This window comes from Streptomyces sp. NPDC047072, from assembly GCF_040643855.1.
Lineage (GTDB): Bacteria > Actinomycetota > Actinomycetes > Streptomycetales > Streptomycetaceae > Streptomyces.
On the sequence record NZ_JBEYVC010000081.1, the window covers coordinates 1 to 14,963 of the forward strand.

Sequence of the window (14,963 nt, forward strand, 5' to 3'; positions counted from 1 at the left end):
GTCGGCGACGGTCGGTGTCGTCGCGGCGGTCGGACTGGTGGCGGCGATCGTGCTGGGCGGGTGCGCGGGTGCGGTCATGGGCCGGTTCGAGGGCGTGGTCCCGGGCGGGCACGACGGCCTGGCCACAGCCCTGCCGGTCGCCTGCGCGGCCGTGCTCGTCGCGGTGCTGTGCGCCGGGCGCGGTCCGGTGGTCCGGCTGCTGTCGGGCGAACTGCTCACCGAGGTGGGGCGGCTGTCGTACAGCCTCTTCCTGCTGCATCTGCCGGTGTTCTGGCTGCTGCGGGACGGCCGGCCGGGCCTCGGTCCGCTCCCGTTGTTCCTGGCCGGCGGTGTGGTCGCGTGGTTCCTCGCGATGCTCGTCCACTACCTGCTCGTGGAGCGCCTGGCCACCCGGCCGTGGCGCCGGTCCGCCGGACGGGATCCGGCGGACCGGGTGACGAACCGCTGAACTCGGCCGGCGGCGGGATCAGGCCTCGTCGGCCCACTTCTTGAGCGCCGCCTTGCTCGCGAAGTCCGCGACGTTCTTGTCGACCGGGTCGTCGGTGTACTGGTGGAAGCGCCACTTCGCCTTGATGCGGGGCTTGCCCGCGGTGACGTAGTCGGCGATCCAGAGGCCGTCGCCCGCGTAGGACGTGGTGTCGACGTTGAGCCAGTAGTGGCGGTTGGCGTACAGGATCACCCGGTTGTCGGGCCGCAACTCCCGTACCTTGCGGATGAAGTTGTCCTTGTCCGCGTTGCTCGCGTGCGTGCCGTCGCTCGTCGTCTCCCAGTCGACGGCGAGGATGTCGCCGGTCTTCTCGGGGGCGTGCTTGACGAAGTACTCGGCCTGGGCGGTGAGGTTGCCGGGCCACAGGAAGTGGTAGAAGCCGACGACCAGACCGGCGTCACGCGCGTGCTTGGTCTGGGCGGCGAGCTTCGGGTTGACATACGAACGCCCCTCCGTCGCCTTGATGAAGACGAAGGAGAGGCCGTCCGTGTCGAAGGAGGAGGACTGGTAGGCGCTGACATCGATGCCACGGAGCATGTGGGGGCTCCTTGAAGCCGAGGAGGAAGTCGAAGTGGGGGGACGGTAGTTGATGATGCCCCACATGCCGCCGGGGGAACCTCAGCCTCGCGTGGCCACCGAGGAGAGCACCGACGCGGACTTCGCGGACCAGTCCGAGGTGATGACGCTCGCATGGTCCGCCGCCAGCAGGGACAGCCGCGCGGCCACCTCGGCGTCCGTGGGATCGGTGGAGGAGATTGCGGGGGACACTCCGTACGCGTCCGTCATGATGAGGATGTAGTGGTTTGTCGAGTAGAACGACGTGTCGTAGGCGTTGTTGACGTAGGTGGCCGCGTCACCGTCGAAGAAGACGAACCAGGGGCGGATCGTGGTGTCCGAGTAGCGCGTGCGCGGGTCGCCCGCGGCGGCGCCCAGCACCGCCGGGAAGGCCTGCGCCGCCGCGATGTTCCCGGCCGCGTAGAGGTCGCGCAGGTGGTCGGCGTACTCCTCGTCGGTCCAGTAGGAGTCGAGCGGGTTGGACTCCTCGACGGTGCCGGGAATCAGCTCGAAGACGAACTTGCCTTTGAGGGCGTCCCTCGTCGGCCAGGCGTTCGCCTTCGCGGCCGCGTCCGGCGTGGAGTACGACGAGCCGAGCAGGTCGGACGGTTTGTAGACGCTGCTGCCGAGCTTCTGCGAGACGAGCGTGTCGAACTCGTCGGGGCCGAGGCCGGCGTCGTTGTCGAAGCCGACCTTCATCTCGACCTTGACGACGATCGGCGCGTGGTCCGGGTGGAGTTGCTCCCAGGCCGCCATGTTGTCGAGGCAGCTGCCGAGGTCCTGGTTGCGGTCCTTGCTGTACAGCTCGCTCGGCTCGTCCGCGTACTCGCAGTTGTTGTCGTTGGCGAGCGGCTTGTCGTGGCTGACCCGCCAGCGCTTGTTCACGCTGTCCGCGTACACGTCCAGTTCGAGCAGCGAGGCGCCCGAGTCCAACGCCTGGGCCCAGTAGGTGTACTTGTCCTTCTCGTACGCGTTGTGCGTGCCGATCGTCGTCGTCTCGCCGAACGTCGGTGTCGCCGCGTGGGCGTTGCCGGGGATCGCGATCAGTATCGCCGCCGCGCCCGCGAGCGCCGCCAGCCGTCTCACCACTCGCATGCGTCACTTCTCCTTCGCTGTCACCGAGTTGGCGGCAGCGTAGGAGCAAGCGGTTACTGCGCGGTAGACCCAAGGGGAACATCATCTTCCGCAATACGGGCCGCGAGCGCCGAGAAGGCCGCCGACAGCGCCTGCGGGGGCCGTCCGAGGTCCACGGCGTGGGCGGTGACGGTGACTCCGGAACGGCGGATGACGTGGTCCTTCGCACCGCCCTCCGAGGCGCCCGCGTACACCAGATGACCGCGCGGGAGGCCCAACGCCGTGCAGTATCCAAGGAGTTGGTAAAGATGCTCGACGCGGGGCGCGGCGGTCCGCAGGAAGGCGTACTTGGCGTCCACGACGGACACCGGACGACCGGCCCGGTAGAGCACGAGATCCGGCCGGAAGCGCACCCGCCCCGCCTCGTCCAGCCGGTGCCGCGTCTCCTGCGCGGCACACCGCACCCGGTACCCGGCCAGGGCGTCGCCGAGGGCCCGCTCGACGAACCGCTCGAACACGTCCGGCATGTCGAGCACGAAGCCGTCCACCGCGGCCGGCTCCCCTCCTTCGGGTCGCACCGACCGGCCGGCCAGGACCAGCTCGGCGAGCCCGAGGGCGTGTGTGTAGCGGGAGTTGAGCCGGCTCGGGGTCCACTTCGGGAGCGGCTCGCCCGCCCGTGGCGGCCGTACGCCGGTCAGGTGGTCGGCCAGGTGACGCAGGGCCCGGCGGGTGGTGCCGGGGACGCCCGGCAGCCGGGCGGCGAGGAGCAGGGCCGCGAGCAGGACGCGGTTCTCGGCGATGTCCGGGGTGTGGTCGTCGTAGCTGACGGCGACGGGCAACGGCAGTCCGACGCGGCGCAGTTGGTCCGCCGTACGGATCCGGCCGCGCAGCAGGGAGAGGTCCTCCTCGACCGTGCGGTAACCGTGCAGGACACCGCCCTCCAGCGTGCGCCGTGCGCTGCGGGCGAGCAGGTCGGCGACGGCCGGCAGCAGGTCGTCGGCCGCGGCCGCGGTGACCGGCTCGGGACGCCAGGGGTCGCCGGGGGCGTAGGAGAGCAGGAACAGCAGGTCCCGGACCGCGATCTTCGGGCGCAGGCGCAGCTGGACGGCCCCGCCGGACGGGGTGCGCACCCGGACCAGGCCCGCCTTCTGGTTGCCGGACACCCGCCAGCGGCCGCCGGTCATCGGGGTGAGCCGGACCAGCCCGGGGACGGTGAGCAGCGCGGCCACCTGGTCGCCGGTCAGCCCCGCCACCGTCCCGGGACCGGTCTCCGCCACCTCCAGATCGAGGTGGGTCACGGCTCCACCGTCGCGCGCAGGGCGGCGAGGCCGTACTCCTCCTCGACGTCCACGCCCGTGCCGTACAACTGGTCCTCCAGCAACGGCAGGATCTGGGTGCGCCAGATGAGTTCAAGGCCCTCCGGCCGGGCCACCGAGGGCTTCATCAGGTACGACGGCCCGATCGCGCGGTCGGCGTCGCCGAGCCGGGAGTTGAGCTCGGCCAGGATGCGGGCCGGGGTGTCCGGCAGGCCGCGGGAGTCCAGCCAGCGCTCCAACAGGCCCTGCACGGGAGGGCGTTCGGGCGAGAGCCGGCGGAAGGCGAAGCGGCGGCGCATCGCCGCGTCGACCAGGGCGATGGAGCGGTCGGCGGTGTTCATCGTGCCGATGAGGAACAGGTTGGCGGGCAGGTGGAAGGGGTCGTGCGGGCTGTACTGGGTGGTGACCGGCTCCTCCCGGTACTCCAGCAGGAAGTACAGCTCGCCGAAGACCTTCGCCAGGTTGGCCCGGTTGATCTCGTCGACGATCAGCACGTAGGGGTTCGCCGGGTCCTGGCGGGCGCGCTCGGCGATCAGCTTGAACGGGCCCGGCTGCACCTCGAACACCACGGACCCGGCCTCGCCGCGCACCGGCCGGAAGCCCTCGAAGAAGTCCTCGTAGGTGTAGGAGGGGTGGAACTGGACGAGTTCCACCCGGTCCGGTCCGGCCAGATGGCGGGCCAGAGCGCGCGCGAGGTAGGTCTTGCCGGTGCCGGGCGGGCCGTGCAGGACCAACTGGCGCTGCTCCTGGAGCTGTTCGGCGGTCTCCCGCAGCCAGGGCAGCGGCATCAACAGCTGCGCCGCCAACTCCTCCGTCACCGACGGCAGTTCGAGGGGCTTGAGAACGTCCGCCTCGATCAGCGGCTCGGCGACGGCGTCCTCCAGCCCCGCCCGCTCGGCGAGTTCGGCGGCCACGCTGCTGATGTCGTACAGGGCGGGCGGCCGGGTCAGCTTGGACTGTACGGTCTCCGGCAACTCGGCCCTGGGCAGCGGCCGTTCGGAGGTCGCCCAACGCACCGGGCGGCGGCGGGCGTTGTCCGGGCCGTCCGAGGCGTCGTAGGAGGCGGGGCCCTGGACAGTGCCGACGTGGACCTCGTCCGGGGTGACGGTGACGACGAGGTCGCCGGGCTGTACCAGGGTGAGGAAGGCGTGCAGTTGGTAGGCGGCCTGGCCGCGCAGCTGGGCGGTGGACTCCGGCATCGCGTCGGCGACCGCCCGCTGGACCGCGCGCTTGTCGGACCCCGCGGGGATGTCGGGCACCTCCGACCAGGACAGCGAGCAGTAGCCCCGGTCGAGCCAGTCCGGGACGAAGTCGTGCCCGTCCACGTTGTTCCCGCGCACCAGCCAGCCGCGTTGGCCGTGCTCGGTGGAGCCCACGCGCCACCGGCCCACCCAAGGGTCGTCGTAGAACTCCACGCGACCGCCCGCCTCGGGCCGCAACCGCTCTTGGAGCGCGAGCAGGTCGCGGTCGTCGTCGCCGGTGAGGCCGGGCAGTTCGTCGGCGAAGGCCTTCACGATGCGCTGCTTGTGATGGACGCTGGCGATCGGCTCGAACACGTCGGGGAAGAGCAGGTACAGCAGGACGTGGATCTGCGCGCGGCCCTTTTTGTGCCCTACCGAACGCTGCACGTCCAGGCACTCCTCCCGGAAGCGCCACGGGTCTTCGAGGACGGCCTTCCGGTCGGGGCCGGACATGTCGGTGAGCCGTTCCACCAGCAGCACCAGGATCTGGAACTGCGCCCACCGGTAGTTCAGGAAGCCCTGCCCGCCGTTCATGAAGCCCTTGAGGGACGGCTTGAACTCGTCGGGGACCGTCAGCCGGTCCATGTGGGTCCAGGACAGCACCTCGCCCAGGATCTGCAGCTTTTTCGTGACGCCTATCTGCGCGGGCACCAGCGGCGCCATGTTCACGAACAGCAGCTCGGCCGCGAGCACGATCGTCGAGTCGGGCGCGCCGTCCAGCTGGCGGCGCAGCTTGACGAGGAAGGTGTCGGTGCCCTCGTCCGGCTGGTCCACGAACCGGGCCCGCAGATCCAGCGCCCTGGGCCGGGTCCACGCCTGGTGGTCCGGTGCGAACGCGGACTTCCCGGTCAGCAGCCCGTCCCGGAAGACCCGCTGCACGACCGCCACGGTCTCCGCCCCCACGGGCTGCTCCGCCGCCATCCGACCCCCTGCGTCCGTCGCGTCGCTCGAAGATCCCAGCGTAGAAGGGGCCTTGAGTGGTCGTCACCCGTTCGGGCCCGGGCGATCGTCACCCGTGCTCGGGCCCGAACGGATCCTCCAGCTCCCCCCGCAGAATCTCCGCCGCCCCCTCCGCGTCCCCCTCCGCAACCGCCCGCACCAGCGCCGCGTGGGCCTCGTCGGCCGCGTTGGGGTCCTGGTCGCGCAGGCCCGTCAGGGCGAGGAGGTCGAGGAGGCCGGTGCGCAGGGACGGGGTGAACTCCCGGAAGAGGTCGGCGAGTACGGGGTTGTGGGCGGCGGCGACCACGGTCGCGTGGAAGGCGATGTCCGCGTCGATGAAGGCCGCGTCGTCCCTCGCGGCCGCGGCCCGGCGTGCTTCCAGCGCCGCCTCGATCGCCTCGATGTCCTCCGGCGTACGGCGCCGTGCCGCGAGCCGCGCCGCGTGGACCTCCACGGCCATCCTGACCTCGTAGACGTCCGTCACCGCCGCCCTCCGCAGCCGCGTCGGCCAGTCCTCCGCCGGCTCCGTTGCGACGACGAAGACGCCCGCGCCCTGGCGGGCTCGCACCAGCCCCGCCCCGGCCAGCGCGCGCAGCGCCTCGCGGACCGTGGAGCGGCCGACCCCCAGCTCTTTCGCGAGGGTCGTCTCGCCGGGCAGCCGGGTGCCGACCGGCCACTCGCCCCCGGTGATCTGCGCCCGCAGCCGGGCCGCGGCCTGCTCGACCAGGGGGCTGGGGCGGACGGCGCCTAGCGGGGGCATGGACTCACCGATCTGTCGAAGGAGAAGGGAGGAGAGGGGAGGGCCCTTCCGGCGGAACAGCAGGAACAGCAGGACCCTGTACGGGAATTCTCACTTGTCTGAGGACCTGAGGTGTGGATAGCGTACCGATCATGACGCTCCGCGGTCTCCTTCTTCTCGGCTGCCGCGGCGGGGCCTGACGCGACCGGCACCCCGCCGCGGGTCGCCGTGCTGCCGGTCCCCGACCGACCGAAGCCGAAGGACACCCCGTGACCGTCGAAGGACACACCGCGCCTTCCGTCTGGAATCCCCAGCGGACCGGTGGCATGCCCCACCACCGCTACCGCCCCTACGACCAGCGTGTGAACGTACCGGTCACCGACCGGAGTTGGCCCTCCGCCCGGATCCTGCGGGCCCCGCTGTGGGTCCCCGTGGACCTGCGCGACGGCAACCAGGCGCTGGCCGAGCCCATGGACACCGCGCGCAAGCGCCGCCTCTACGACCTGCTGGTCGCGACCGGGTTCAAGGAGATCGAGGTCGGCTATCCGTCCGCCAGCCGCACCGACTTCGACTTCGTCCGGCATCTGGTGACCACGGACGCCGTACCCGACGACGTCACCCCCGTCGTGTTCACCCCCGCCAGGACCGACCTGATCGACCGCACCTTCGAGTCGGTCGAGGGAATGCCCCGGGCCGTCGTCCACCTGTACCTCGCCACCTCACCGGTGTGGCGGGACGTCGTCCTCGGCCGGGACCGGCGCGAGCTGCGGCAGACGCTGGAGAAAGCCGCCGGGCACATGGCCCGGCGAGCCGGGAACAGGCCCGTACGCTTCCAGTTCTCGCCCGAGACCTTCAACCTCACCGAACCCGACTTCGTCCTCGAACTGTGCGACCTGCTCACGGAGTTGTGGGACGCGAGCCCCGACCGGCCGGTCACCCTCAACCTCCCGGCCACCGTCGAGATCGCCACCCCGAACGTGTACGCCGACCAGATCGAGTACATGCACAGAAACCTCTCCCGCCGCGACTCGGTCATCCTCTCCGTCCACCCGCACAACGACCGCGGCACCGGCGTCGCCTGCGCCGAACTCGCCGTGCTGGCAGGCGCCCAGCGGGTGGAGGGCTGTCTGTTCGGCAACGGCGAGCGGACCGGGAACGTCGATCTGGTGACCCTCGCGATGAACCTGTACGCCCAAGGCGTGGACCCCATGGTCGACTTCAGCGACATCGACGCCGTGCGGGAGACCGTCGAGCACTGCAACCGGATCCCGGTGCACCCGCGCCACCCGTACGCCGGCGACCTTGTGTACACCGCCTTCTCCGGCACCCACCAGGACGCCGTCAGCAAGGGCCTCGCCCACCGCGACGCCCACCCGGACGCGCCCTGGCAGGTCCCGTACCTGCCGATCGACCCGGCCGACGTCGGGCGGACGTACGAGGCGGTCATCCGCGTCAACTCCCAGTCGGGCAAGGGCGGAACGGCGTATCTGCTGCGCACGCACCACGGCCTCGACCTGCCGTCCCGTATGCGACCCGACTTCTCCCGGGCCGTCCAGGAGGCCACCGACGCGAGCGGCCGGGAGATGACTCCGAAGGAGCTGTACGAGCTGTTCCGGGCCACCTATCTCGTCGAGGGCGAGGTCCGGCTGCGCGACGGGAGGGCGTACGAGGAGGCGCCCGGCGTCCACCGCTTCGTCGGCACGCTGGAGTGCGGCGACCGCGTCGGCGACCACGAGGGCACCGGCACCGGCCCGGTCTCGGCCTTCGTGGACGCGCTCGCCGGTGCCGGGTACGCCGTCGAGGTCACGGACTTCGCAGAGGACGACGAGGCGGCCTACGCCGAATGCCGGGTCGACGGCCGTACGACCGCCTGGGGTGCCGGCACCGGCCCGGCCGCCGCCGTCGACGCCGTGCTGTCCGCCGTGAACCGGGCGCTGCGGTGACCGAGGTCCTGCGCGCCGAGGACGTGCACGTCACCAGGGACGGGCGGCCGATCCTCCGGGAGGTCTCGCTGACCGTCCGGACCGGCGAGCACTGGGCGCTGCTCGGCGCCAACGGCGCGGGCAAGTCCACGCTGCTCAGGCTGCTCGGCGCGCTGGTCCACCCGACCCGGGGCACGGTGGAGGTGCTGGGCCACCGGCTCGGCCGGGTCGACCTCAGGGAGCTGCGCGCGTACGTCGGTCACGTCGATCCCCGCCATCCGCTCACCGCGCCGCTGCGGGTCCGGGACATCGTGCTGACCGGGCTGACCAACTCGGTTGCCCCGCTCCCTCGTTGGCGGCCCGGCGGCGAACAGCGGGAGAGGGCCGACCGGCTCATCGGCACCCTCGGCCTCGCCGACCTCGCGGACGCCCGCTGGCCCACGCTCTCCCAGGGGCAGCGCGGCCGTACGCTCATCGCCCGCGCGCTGATGCCGAAGCCCCGGCTGCTGCTGCTCGACGAACCGGCGACCGGACTCGACCTGCCGGGCCGCGAGCAGCTGATCGACGCGCTGGACTCGCTGCGACGCGCGCATCCGACGCTCGCGACGGTCCTGGTCACCCACCACCTGGAGGAACTCCCGCCCGGCACCACCCACGCGATGCTGCTCCGCGAGGGCCGCGTCCTCGCGCAGGGCCGGGCGGCCGAAGTCCTCACCGGCGACCGAGTCGGCAAGTGCTTCGGCCTGCCGCTGGTGCTGGACCGGCACGACGGCCGCTGGAGCGTACGGATCACGGGCCGGGCATGACGAAAGGGGGCGCCTCGCGGGGCGCCCCCTTTGCGTACGTCCTACTTGTTCAGGAACGCCCAGAACTCGTCGAACGAGAGGAGGTGGTCGCCGTTCAGGTCGCGGCTGTTGATGATCGCCTCGGCGACCGAGTCGGTCACGTTCCAGTCACCGCCCTGGGCGAGGGCGGACTTGAACTCGGCGGCCGTGATCGAACCGTCCCCGTCCGCATCGATGCGCTCGAACTGCTTGCGTGCTTCCTCGATGTCGATGTGCGCCACCGATCCGCCCCTTTTCGTCGTGCCGTGTCCTGGGTGTCTTGTTGACGGAGGTCAGATTAGCCGTCCGTCCGGGCCCGCAGTGCGGCGACCACCCAGGCCACGTCCTCGGCGTGCATCGTCCCGGGCTCGTGGCCCTTCAGTACGGCGATCAGCCTCCGGTAGCGGTTGGCCTCGGTGTGGAACGCCGACTCCAGGCGTTCCAGGACCACGGCCCGGTCGGCGTCCGGCCCGAACAGCTCGTCCAGGACCGGCCCGGCCTCCGGTGCCCCGGGCACGACACCGTCCTCGCGGGCCCGCCCGGCCAGGTCGACCAGCCGCTTGAAGAACTGCATCGAGGCGCCCACCGGCACGTCGGGACCACGGTCCTGGGTGTTGTACTCGACCATCTGCCGCATCCGGGCCCGGAACTCCGGGTCCTGCACCAGTTCCGCCAGCTCCACCCAGGCGTCGACCTGCCGCGGTGTCGGGTCGTCGGGCAGGTCGACGGCGGTGTGCCGCAGGCGGCGCTCGATGTCCGGGTCGGCCATGTCGAGCCCCTGGAACACCTCCGTCACGAACTCCTCCATGATCCGCCTGCGCTCGGCCGCCGACAGCCGTGCCAGTTTGTTCATCAAGGTCATCTCCTCCGCGCTCGAATCGCGTCTCGCGACCGTCGACAGCACCGCACGGATCACCTTCAGCGAGCGGATCTGCGCGTCCAGGGCCACCACATGCGTGGCGGCGACCTGCGCGAGACTCTTCTCGCCGGCCAGTACCTCGCGTACGGCGTCCAGCCCGAGCCCCAGCTCCCGCAGCGTGCGGACCAGCTCCAGGCGGGCGACGGACCCGGCGTCGTAGAGCCGGTAGCCGCCGGAGGACCGCGTGACCGGGTGCAGGACACCCTCGTCGGACCAGTAGCGGATGGTCCGTACGGTCAGTCCGGTGGTCCGGGCCAGCTCGCCGATGGTGAGGAGTCCGGTGCTGTCGTCGATCACGTCTGCGAGTCTGGGCCTTCCAGTGGGTGGAGACTCAAGGAGCGCGGATGGAGACCTTGCGGGACATTCTCGACGCTGCGGCCCGCGGTGTCCTCCCGCCGGCGGACGGCGCCACGACCGTCGTGGCGCAGCCCTCGCACCGTGACGCCGGGGTCTTCGCCTTCACCGCGCACACCGTGATCGCCACCGACGAGGACCCCGACTGGGTGTACGAGACGCTGCGCGCCGCCGACTGCGACGCGCTCGCCGCGCCGCTGAACCCGTGGTTCCTGGCGGCGCTGATGGAGCGGACCGGGCGTGCGGCCGAGACCGTGGACGCGATGCTGGTGGCCGATCCGCTGCCCGGGGCGCCGGAGGTCGCGCTGCGGGAGATCGAGGACGCGGACCACCCCCGGATCGGCTACGCCCGCGGCCGGCGCGACGACGTGCGCGCCTGGACGGCGGAGGGCGGGGTGGTGGTGACGGGGCGCGGGATCGGCGGGCGTCTGGAGGTCTCGGTCGAGGTCGACGAGGGCGTACGGCACCACGGTCTGGGCCGGTCCCTGGTGGCCGCCGCCCGCCATCTGGCCGACGAGCCGCTGTGGGCCCAGGTCTCGCCGGGGAACGCCCGCAGTCTGCGGGCGTTCCTGGCGGCCGGTTACCGGCCCGTCGGCTCGGAGCTGCTGCTCAGTGCCAGGCCTCGAAGTGCGGGTTGCTCTCGCAGCCGCTCATGATCTCGACCTTGGTGGTCTTGTTCACCGGGCAGACGCCGACGATGTACTTGCGGTCGATGCCGCCCGGGAAGGCCACCTCGACCTGGTCGGCCCACTTGTGGGTGTCCCCGATGGTCCTGTTGACGTCGATGCCGCCGGGCGCGTCGATGTAGTAGTTCCAGCCCGACTTCCACCACTTCTTGTACAGGTCGTGGTCGTAGGTCGTGGAGACGTACGGGGAGGGCTGGTTGACCAGCACGTACTGCTCCAGGTCGTACTGCCCGTTCACCACGTCCTTGGGCAGGAAGCCCTCCTCGAAGACGACGGTGGGCCCTCGGCCGTCGGCGCGGTACAGGGTGCCGCAGGTCCTGCGCCAGACCGGCTCGGGGGTGATCCGCCCGACGTCCACCCGGCGGTCGGCGGCCGCCTTGACCGGGTCGTCGTACTGGACGCCGCACTCGGCGGCGGCCTTGGTGGGGGTGGTGGCGGCCGTGGTCGCGAAGACGGCGGCCAGGGACAGGACGGCGGCAGCGGCACGCCGCCGGAGACGAGTTGTGATCATGGGAGCACAATCCCGGCTCCCGGACGGCCAGTTGTGGATCATCACCCGTGCGGGGGCGTGTCACAGGTCCGCGGCGGCGAGGATCCCGTACATCCGGGCGGGGCTCAGGGCGGGGTGCGACGCGGCGTCGTTGGCGACGTTCGGGTCCGGGTCCGCGAGCAGCCGGTCCAGGAGGTCACCGCTGACGCGCGGGTGGCGGGCGACCGCGCGGCGCACGAAAGGCTCGGCGTCCGCGGCGAGTTGCTCCAGGAGCGGCTCGGGCAGGTCGGGGTCCTTCAGCGCGAGTCGGCGGGCGTTCGGGTACGGCTCGTCGGCGAAGGTGCGGAGCCGGTGCCGGGGGAAGTTCGGGTGCTCGACGAGCGTCGGGCGGATGTGGGACACGTCGCCGTGGGCGCGCAGCAGCCGTTCCAGGACGTCGGCGGGGGCGTCCGGCCGGCGGGCGGCGGCCCGGCGGACGCCGAGGTCCGGGTCCTCGTCCAGCCGGCGCCACGCCTCCTCGGGCAGGCCGCGGGAGGAGGCCAGGACCCGCCGGAACACCGGGTACGGGCTGTCCAGGTGGCGCAGCCGCTCCGCGAGCGGGGCGGTGCGCAGCCAGTCCGGCGCGATGAAGTTCCAGGTCAGCGCCGACTCGGCAGCGATGCTCCCGGCCGCTCGCTCGGCTTCCACGAGCGCGTACAGCCGCGCGCGGGTCTCGTCGTCCACCTGCCGGTTCTGGGCCAGCGCGACCCGTACGAGCGGGTCGGCGCTGTCGAGGAGCCTGGCGACCGTGTCGGGGGTCAGGTGGGGGTTCGCGGCGAGGGCCTCCCTGACCTCCTCGTCGTCGACCGTGATGAGCCGGGCGAACTGCTCGGCGGTGAGCGGGACTTGGCGGGCCGCGTTGGCGCGGGTGGCCGGGTCGGCGAGACAGCGGTCCGCCGACTCCGGTGGGATGCCGGGATGTCGGCCCTCGGAGGCGACCGCGCGCACCGCCGGCTCGGGGTCGGCGAGCAGGCCGGCCTGGACCGTGAGCGGGCGGTCGTACCAGGACCGGGCGAGCGCGGCCCGTACGTCCGCGTCGGCCGCGCGGGCGAGTTCGGTCCGGGAGAGCCCGTAGGTCTCCTCCAGATCGGCGAGGCTCACCCGCGTCCCGCGGCGCACGCAGCCCCGGACGTACTCCGCGTGCGCGTCCCGGATCTCCGGGTCGGGGTGCTCCGCGATCCGGCGGCGCATCGCCGGGGAGATCCGGTCGCCGTGCAGGCGTACCGCGCTGTCGGCGCCGCCGTGCGTGAGCAGCGCCTCGGCGACGGCGTCCGGCAGGCGACCGCGCCGCAGTTCCATGCCGTGCCGGCCCGCCGGGTGGGCGGCCAGGCGCACCAGCACGTCGTCCGGGGCCACCGGGTTGCCGCCCAGCCCGGACAGCCGGGGCTGATGGAGGTGCACCATGCGCCCACCCTAGAGCCCTGTGGATCAGCGGAAGATGCCGGTGTGCCCCAGCGAGTAGCGGCCCGGCTGCGGGTACACCGCGAGACCGTGCGGTCCGCTGCCCACCTTGATGCGGGCCAGCTGCTTTCCGGTGCGGGTGTCGATGGCGTACACCTCCGCGTTGTAACGCCCGGACAGCCACAGGACCTTGCCGTCGGCCGAGACGCCGCCCATGTCGGGGCTGCCGCCGTCGGGCAGGTGCCACTTCTTGGTGAGGCGGTTCTGCGTGAAGTCGAAGACGGAGATGCTGCCCTCGCCCCGGTTGGAGACGTACATCTCGCGGGAGTCGCGGCTGACGTAGAGGCCGTGGGTGCCCTTGCCGGTGGGCAGGAGCGTCGGCACGGTGAACCTGTCGCCGTCCAGGACCCACATCCCGTCGGCCATCATGTCGGCGATGTAGAACCGCTTCCCGTCCGGCGCGACCTTGACGTCCTGCGGCATCGCCCCGTCGAAGGGCAGTTTCAGCTGCCCGATCACCTTCATCTTCTCGGTGTCGACCTTGAGCAGTTCGCCGCTGAACTCGCAGGAGACGATGAAGTACCGCCCGTCCGGCGAGAAGTCGGCGTGGTTGACGCCGTAGCAGCTGACCGGCACGGTCTTGGCGACCTTCATGGTGTGCGGGTCGCGGAAGACGAGTTCGCGGTCGAGGGAGGCCATCACGACCGCGTACTTGCCGTTCGGCGTGAAGTAGAGGTTGTAGGGGTCGTGCACCTCGACCGGCTCGCCCGCCTTCCCGGTGCGCGGGTCGATCGGGGTGAGGATGTGGCCGCGGTTGTTGTTGACCCAGAGCGTCTTCAAGTCCCAGGAGGGCACGACGTGTTGGGGCTGCCGTCCGACCCGGACGGTCTCGACGACCTGGTACGTCGCCGGGTCGATGACGGAGACGGTGTCGGACTCGGTGTTGGGCACGTAGACCCGGGACGGGAAGTCCCTGACCACCGGGGAGAGCCGGTTCGGCCGGTCGGCCGCGTAGACGTCCCGCGGGTCGAGGACGGGTGGCATCCCGGGCAGCCCCCGGACCTGCTTCTTCTCCGGTACGGCGGGAATCGCGGCCTGGGTGGCGCGGTGCGGGGCGTGGTCGCGGGTCTCGGTGCCGCAGGCGGCGAGGGCGACCAGCGCGGCGGCCGCGATCAGGGTGTGCTTGAGGAGGGTGCGGTGCATCAGCTGAACAACTCCGTGGTCGTCACCGCGGACAGGCCGCGGCGGTCGAGTTCTTCCAGTACGGCGGGGAGGGCGGCGACCGTGTCGTCGTAGCCGAAGTGCAGGCTGACCACGGATCCTTCGCGCACCTCCCCCAGCACCGTGCGGGCGACGGCCGCCGCGCCGGGCGAGGTGAAGTCGAGGGAGTCGACGTCGTAGGAGAGGACGTGCGGGTAGCCGGCCTCGCGGGCCAGGCGCTCGACGAGTGGGGAGGCGCGGGTGGCCCGGGAGGGCCTGAACCAGTTCCCGGCCGACCCGGTCAGCCGCCGCAGCCGCTCGGCGCAGCCGGCGATCTCCTGGCGGGCCTCGGCCTCGGGCATCGCGTTGATGTCGAGGTGGCGGAGGGTGTGGTTGCCCAGTTCGTGGCCGCCGTCGAGGACGCGCCGGGCCAGGCCGGGGTGGGCGTCGAGCCAGGTGCCGACGGCGAGCACGGTGACGCGGGCGCCGTGCCGCTCGGCCTCGGTGAGCAGGGCGCGGGCGGTGGCGGGGTCGCCGCCGCCGTGGAAGGTGAGGGCGAGGCGGGGGCGGTCGCGGGGGCCGTGGGCGAGCTGGGCGGGGAGGGGAGCGGAGGAGGGAGGGGGGCTGGCGGCCGCGCGCACGGGGTGGGCGACGGCTCCGGTGGTGCCGGTGGTGCCGGTGGTGCCGCATCCGGCGGTCAGTGCGAGACCGGCGGTGGCGAGCAGCACGGTCCGACGATCGGTTGGGGTCACTCGCCCCATTTAAGGGGGTTTGACG

Annotated in this window: 15 protein-coding genes; 4 read left to right on the forward strand and 11 right to left on the reverse strand. The window is 72.0% G+C overall.

Annotation, left to right across the window (positions count from 1 at the left end):
* Positions 1-448 (forward strand): hypothetical protein (locus ABZ896_RS29435; RefSeq protein ID WP_360935651.1); only part of this gene is annotated, 448 nt, incomplete at its 5' end.
* Between the two features lie 18 nt (positions 449-466).
* On the opposite strand, the gene ABZ896_RS29440 is transcribed toward ABZ896_RS29435, so the two are convergent.
* The 5 genes from ABZ896_RS29440 to ABZ896_RS29460 all read right to left on the reverse strand — a co-directional run bounded on the left by ABZ896_RS29440 (position 467) and on the right by ABZ896_RS29460 (position 6,372).
* On the reverse strand, positions 467-1,024 hold the full coding sequence (locus ABZ896_RS29440) for a GH25 family lysozyme (RefSeq protein ID WP_360935654.1): 558 nt from the start codon (positions 1,022-1,024) through the stop codon (positions 467-469).
* 81 nt (positions 1,025-1,105) lie between these two features.
* The gene (locus ABZ896_RS29445) at positions 1,106-2,137 is read right to left on the reverse strand and encodes a phosphatidylinositol-specific phospholipase C domain-containing protein (RefSeq protein ID WP_360935657.1); all 1,032 of its coding nucleotides are present in this window, start codon (positions 2,135-2,137) and stop codon (positions 1,106-1,108) included.
* A 53-nt stretch (positions 2,138-2,190) separates the two neighbouring features.
* Positions 2,191-3,414, reverse strand: coding sequence for a restriction endonuclease (locus tag ABZ896_RS29450; protein ID WP_360935660.1), 1,224 nt, complete (start codon positions 3,412-3,414; stop codon positions 2,191-2,193).
* Complete coding sequence (locus ABZ896_RS29455) at positions 3,411-5,594, reverse strand: AAA family ATPase (RefSeq protein ID WP_360935663.1); 2,184 nt, start codon at positions 5,592-5,594, stop codon at positions 3,411-3,413. Before ABZ896_RS29455 ends, ABZ896_RS29450 begins: the two co-directional genes overlap by 4 nt.
* A gap of 88 nt (positions 5,595-5,682) precedes the next feature.
* Positions 5,683-6,372 (reverse strand): FCD domain-containing protein, encoded by a 690-nt coding sequence (locus ABZ896_RS29460; RefSeq protein ID WP_360935666.1) that lies wholly within the window; start codon positions 6,370-6,372, stop codon positions 5,683-5,685.
* Between the two features lie 305 nt (positions 6,373-6,677).
* Here ABZ896_RS29460 and ABZ896_RS29465 point away from each other — a divergent pair, with 305 nt between their 5' ends.
* Together ABZ896_RS29465 and ABZ896_RS29470 are read left to right on the forward strand one after the other, a co-directional pair.
* Positions 6,678-8,294 (forward strand): 2-isopropylmalate synthase, encoded by a 1,617-nt coding sequence (locus ABZ896_RS29465; protein WP_360935742.1) that lies wholly within the window; start codon positions 6,678-6,680, stop codon positions 8,292-8,294.
* Positions 8,291-9,079: an ATP-binding cassette domain-containing protein gene (locus ABZ896_RS29470; protein WP_360935669.1), complete on the forward strand. Its 789-nt coding sequence runs from the start codon at positions 8,291-8,293 to the stop codon at positions 9,077-9,079. Before ABZ896_RS29465 ends, ABZ896_RS29470 begins: the two co-directional genes overlap by 4 nt.
* A 41-nt stretch (positions 9,080-9,120) precedes the next feature.
* On the opposite strand, the gene ABZ896_RS29475 is transcribed toward ABZ896_RS29470, so the two are convergent.
* Positions 9,121-9,339, reverse strand: coding sequence for an EF-hand domain-containing protein (locus ABZ896_RS29475; RefSeq protein WP_360935672.1), 219 nt, complete (start codon positions 9,337-9,339; stop codon positions 9,121-9,123).
* 56 nt (positions 9,340-9,395) lie between these two features.
* A complete protein-coding gene (locus ABZ896_RS29480) occupies positions 9,396-10,313 on the reverse strand; it encodes a MerR family transcriptional regulator (RefSeq protein ID WP_360935675.1) in 918 nt (305 codons plus the stop codon).
* Between the two features lie 47 nt (positions 10,314-10,360).
* Between ABZ896_RS29480 and ABZ896_RS29485 the strand changes: the two genes are divergently transcribed.
* Positions 10,361-11,026 (forward strand): GNAT family N-acetyltransferase, encoded by a 666-nt coding sequence (locus ABZ896_RS29485; RefSeq protein WP_360935678.1) that lies wholly within the window; start codon positions 10,361-10,363, stop codon positions 11,024-11,026.
* On the opposite strand, the gene ABZ896_RS29490 is transcribed toward ABZ896_RS29485, so the two are convergent.
* Genes ABZ896_RS29490 through ABZ896_RS29505 form a run of 4 tightly spaced genes read right to left on the reverse strand, consistent with a single transcriptional unit; the run spans position 10,980 to position 14,947 of the window.
* A complete protein-coding gene (locus ABZ896_RS29490) occupies positions 10,980-11,567 on the reverse strand; it encodes an ADP-ribosyltransferase (RefSeq protein ID WP_360935681.1) in 588 nt (195 codons plus the stop codon). The two genes, ABZ896_RS29485 and ABZ896_RS29490, sit on opposite strands and share 47 nt — an antisense overlap.
* A 60-nt stretch (positions 11,568-11,627) precedes the next feature.
* Positions 11,628-12,989, reverse strand: a complete 1,362-nt coding sequence (locus ABZ896_RS29495) for a hypothetical protein (protein WP_360935684.1) — start codon at positions 12,987-12,989, stop codon at positions 11,628-11,630.
* A gap of 24 nt (positions 12,990-13,013) precedes the next feature.
* Positions 13,014-14,189 (reverse strand): beta-propeller fold lactonase family protein, encoded by a 1,176-nt coding sequence (locus tag ABZ896_RS29500; protein ID WP_360935687.1) that lies wholly within the window; start codon positions 14,187-14,189, stop codon positions 13,014-13,016.
* Entirely contained in the window at positions 14,189-14,947 is a 759-nt protein-coding gene (locus tag ABZ896_RS29505) for a polysaccharide deacetylase family protein (RefSeq protein WP_360935690.1), read from the reverse strand. Before ABZ896_RS29505 ends, ABZ896_RS29500 begins: the two co-directional genes overlap by 1 nt.
* Positions 14,948-14,963 lie beyond the last annotated feature (16 nt).

What these genes read in the sequence shown, in the direction of transcription:
- ABZ896_RS29500 (WP_360935687.1), bottom strand. Translation starts at nt 14,189, where the DNA reads ATGCACCGCACCCTCCTCAAGCACACCCTGATCGCGGCCGCCGCGCTG.
- ABZ896_RS29460 (WP_360935666.1), bottom strand. Translation starts at nt 6,372, where the DNA reads ATGCCCCCGCTAGGCGCCGTCCGCCCCAGCCCCCTGGTCGAGCAGGCC.
- ABZ896_RS29440 (WP_360935654.1), bottom strand. Translation starts at nt 1,024, where the DNA reads ATGCTCCGTGGCATCGATGTCAGCGCCTACCAGTCCTCCTCCTTCGAC.
- ABZ896_RS29485 (WP_360935678.1), top strand. Translation starts at nt 10,361, where the DNA reads ATGGAGACCTTGCGGGACATTCTCGACGCTGCGGCCCGCGGTGTCCTC.
- ABZ896_RS29490 (WP_360935681.1), bottom strand. Translation starts at nt 11,567, where the DNA reads ATGATCACAACTCGTCTCCGGCGGCGTGCCGCTGCCGCCGTCCTGTCC.
- ABZ896_RS29505 (WP_360935690.1), bottom strand. Translation starts at nt 14,947, where the DNA reads ATGGGGCGAGTGACCCCAACCGATCGTCGGACCGTGCTGCTCGCCACC.
- ABZ896_RS29445 (WP_360935657.1), bottom strand. Translation starts at nt 2,137, where the DNA reads ATGCGAGTGGTGAGACGGCTGGCGGCGCTCGCGGGCGCGGCGGCGATA.
- ABZ896_RS29455 (WP_360935663.1), bottom strand. Translation starts at nt 5,594, where the DNA reads ATGGCGGCGGAGCAGCCCGTGGGGGCGGAGACCGTGGCGGTCGTGCAG.
- ABZ896_RS29495 (WP_360935684.1), bottom strand. Translation starts at nt 12,989, where the DNA reads ATGGTGCACCTCCATCAGCCCCGGCTGTCCGGGCTGGGCGGCAACCCG.
- ABZ896_RS29465 (WP_360935742.1), top strand. Translation starts at nt 6,678, where the DNA reads ATGCCCCACCACCGCTACCGCCCCTACGACCAGCGTGTGAACGTACCG.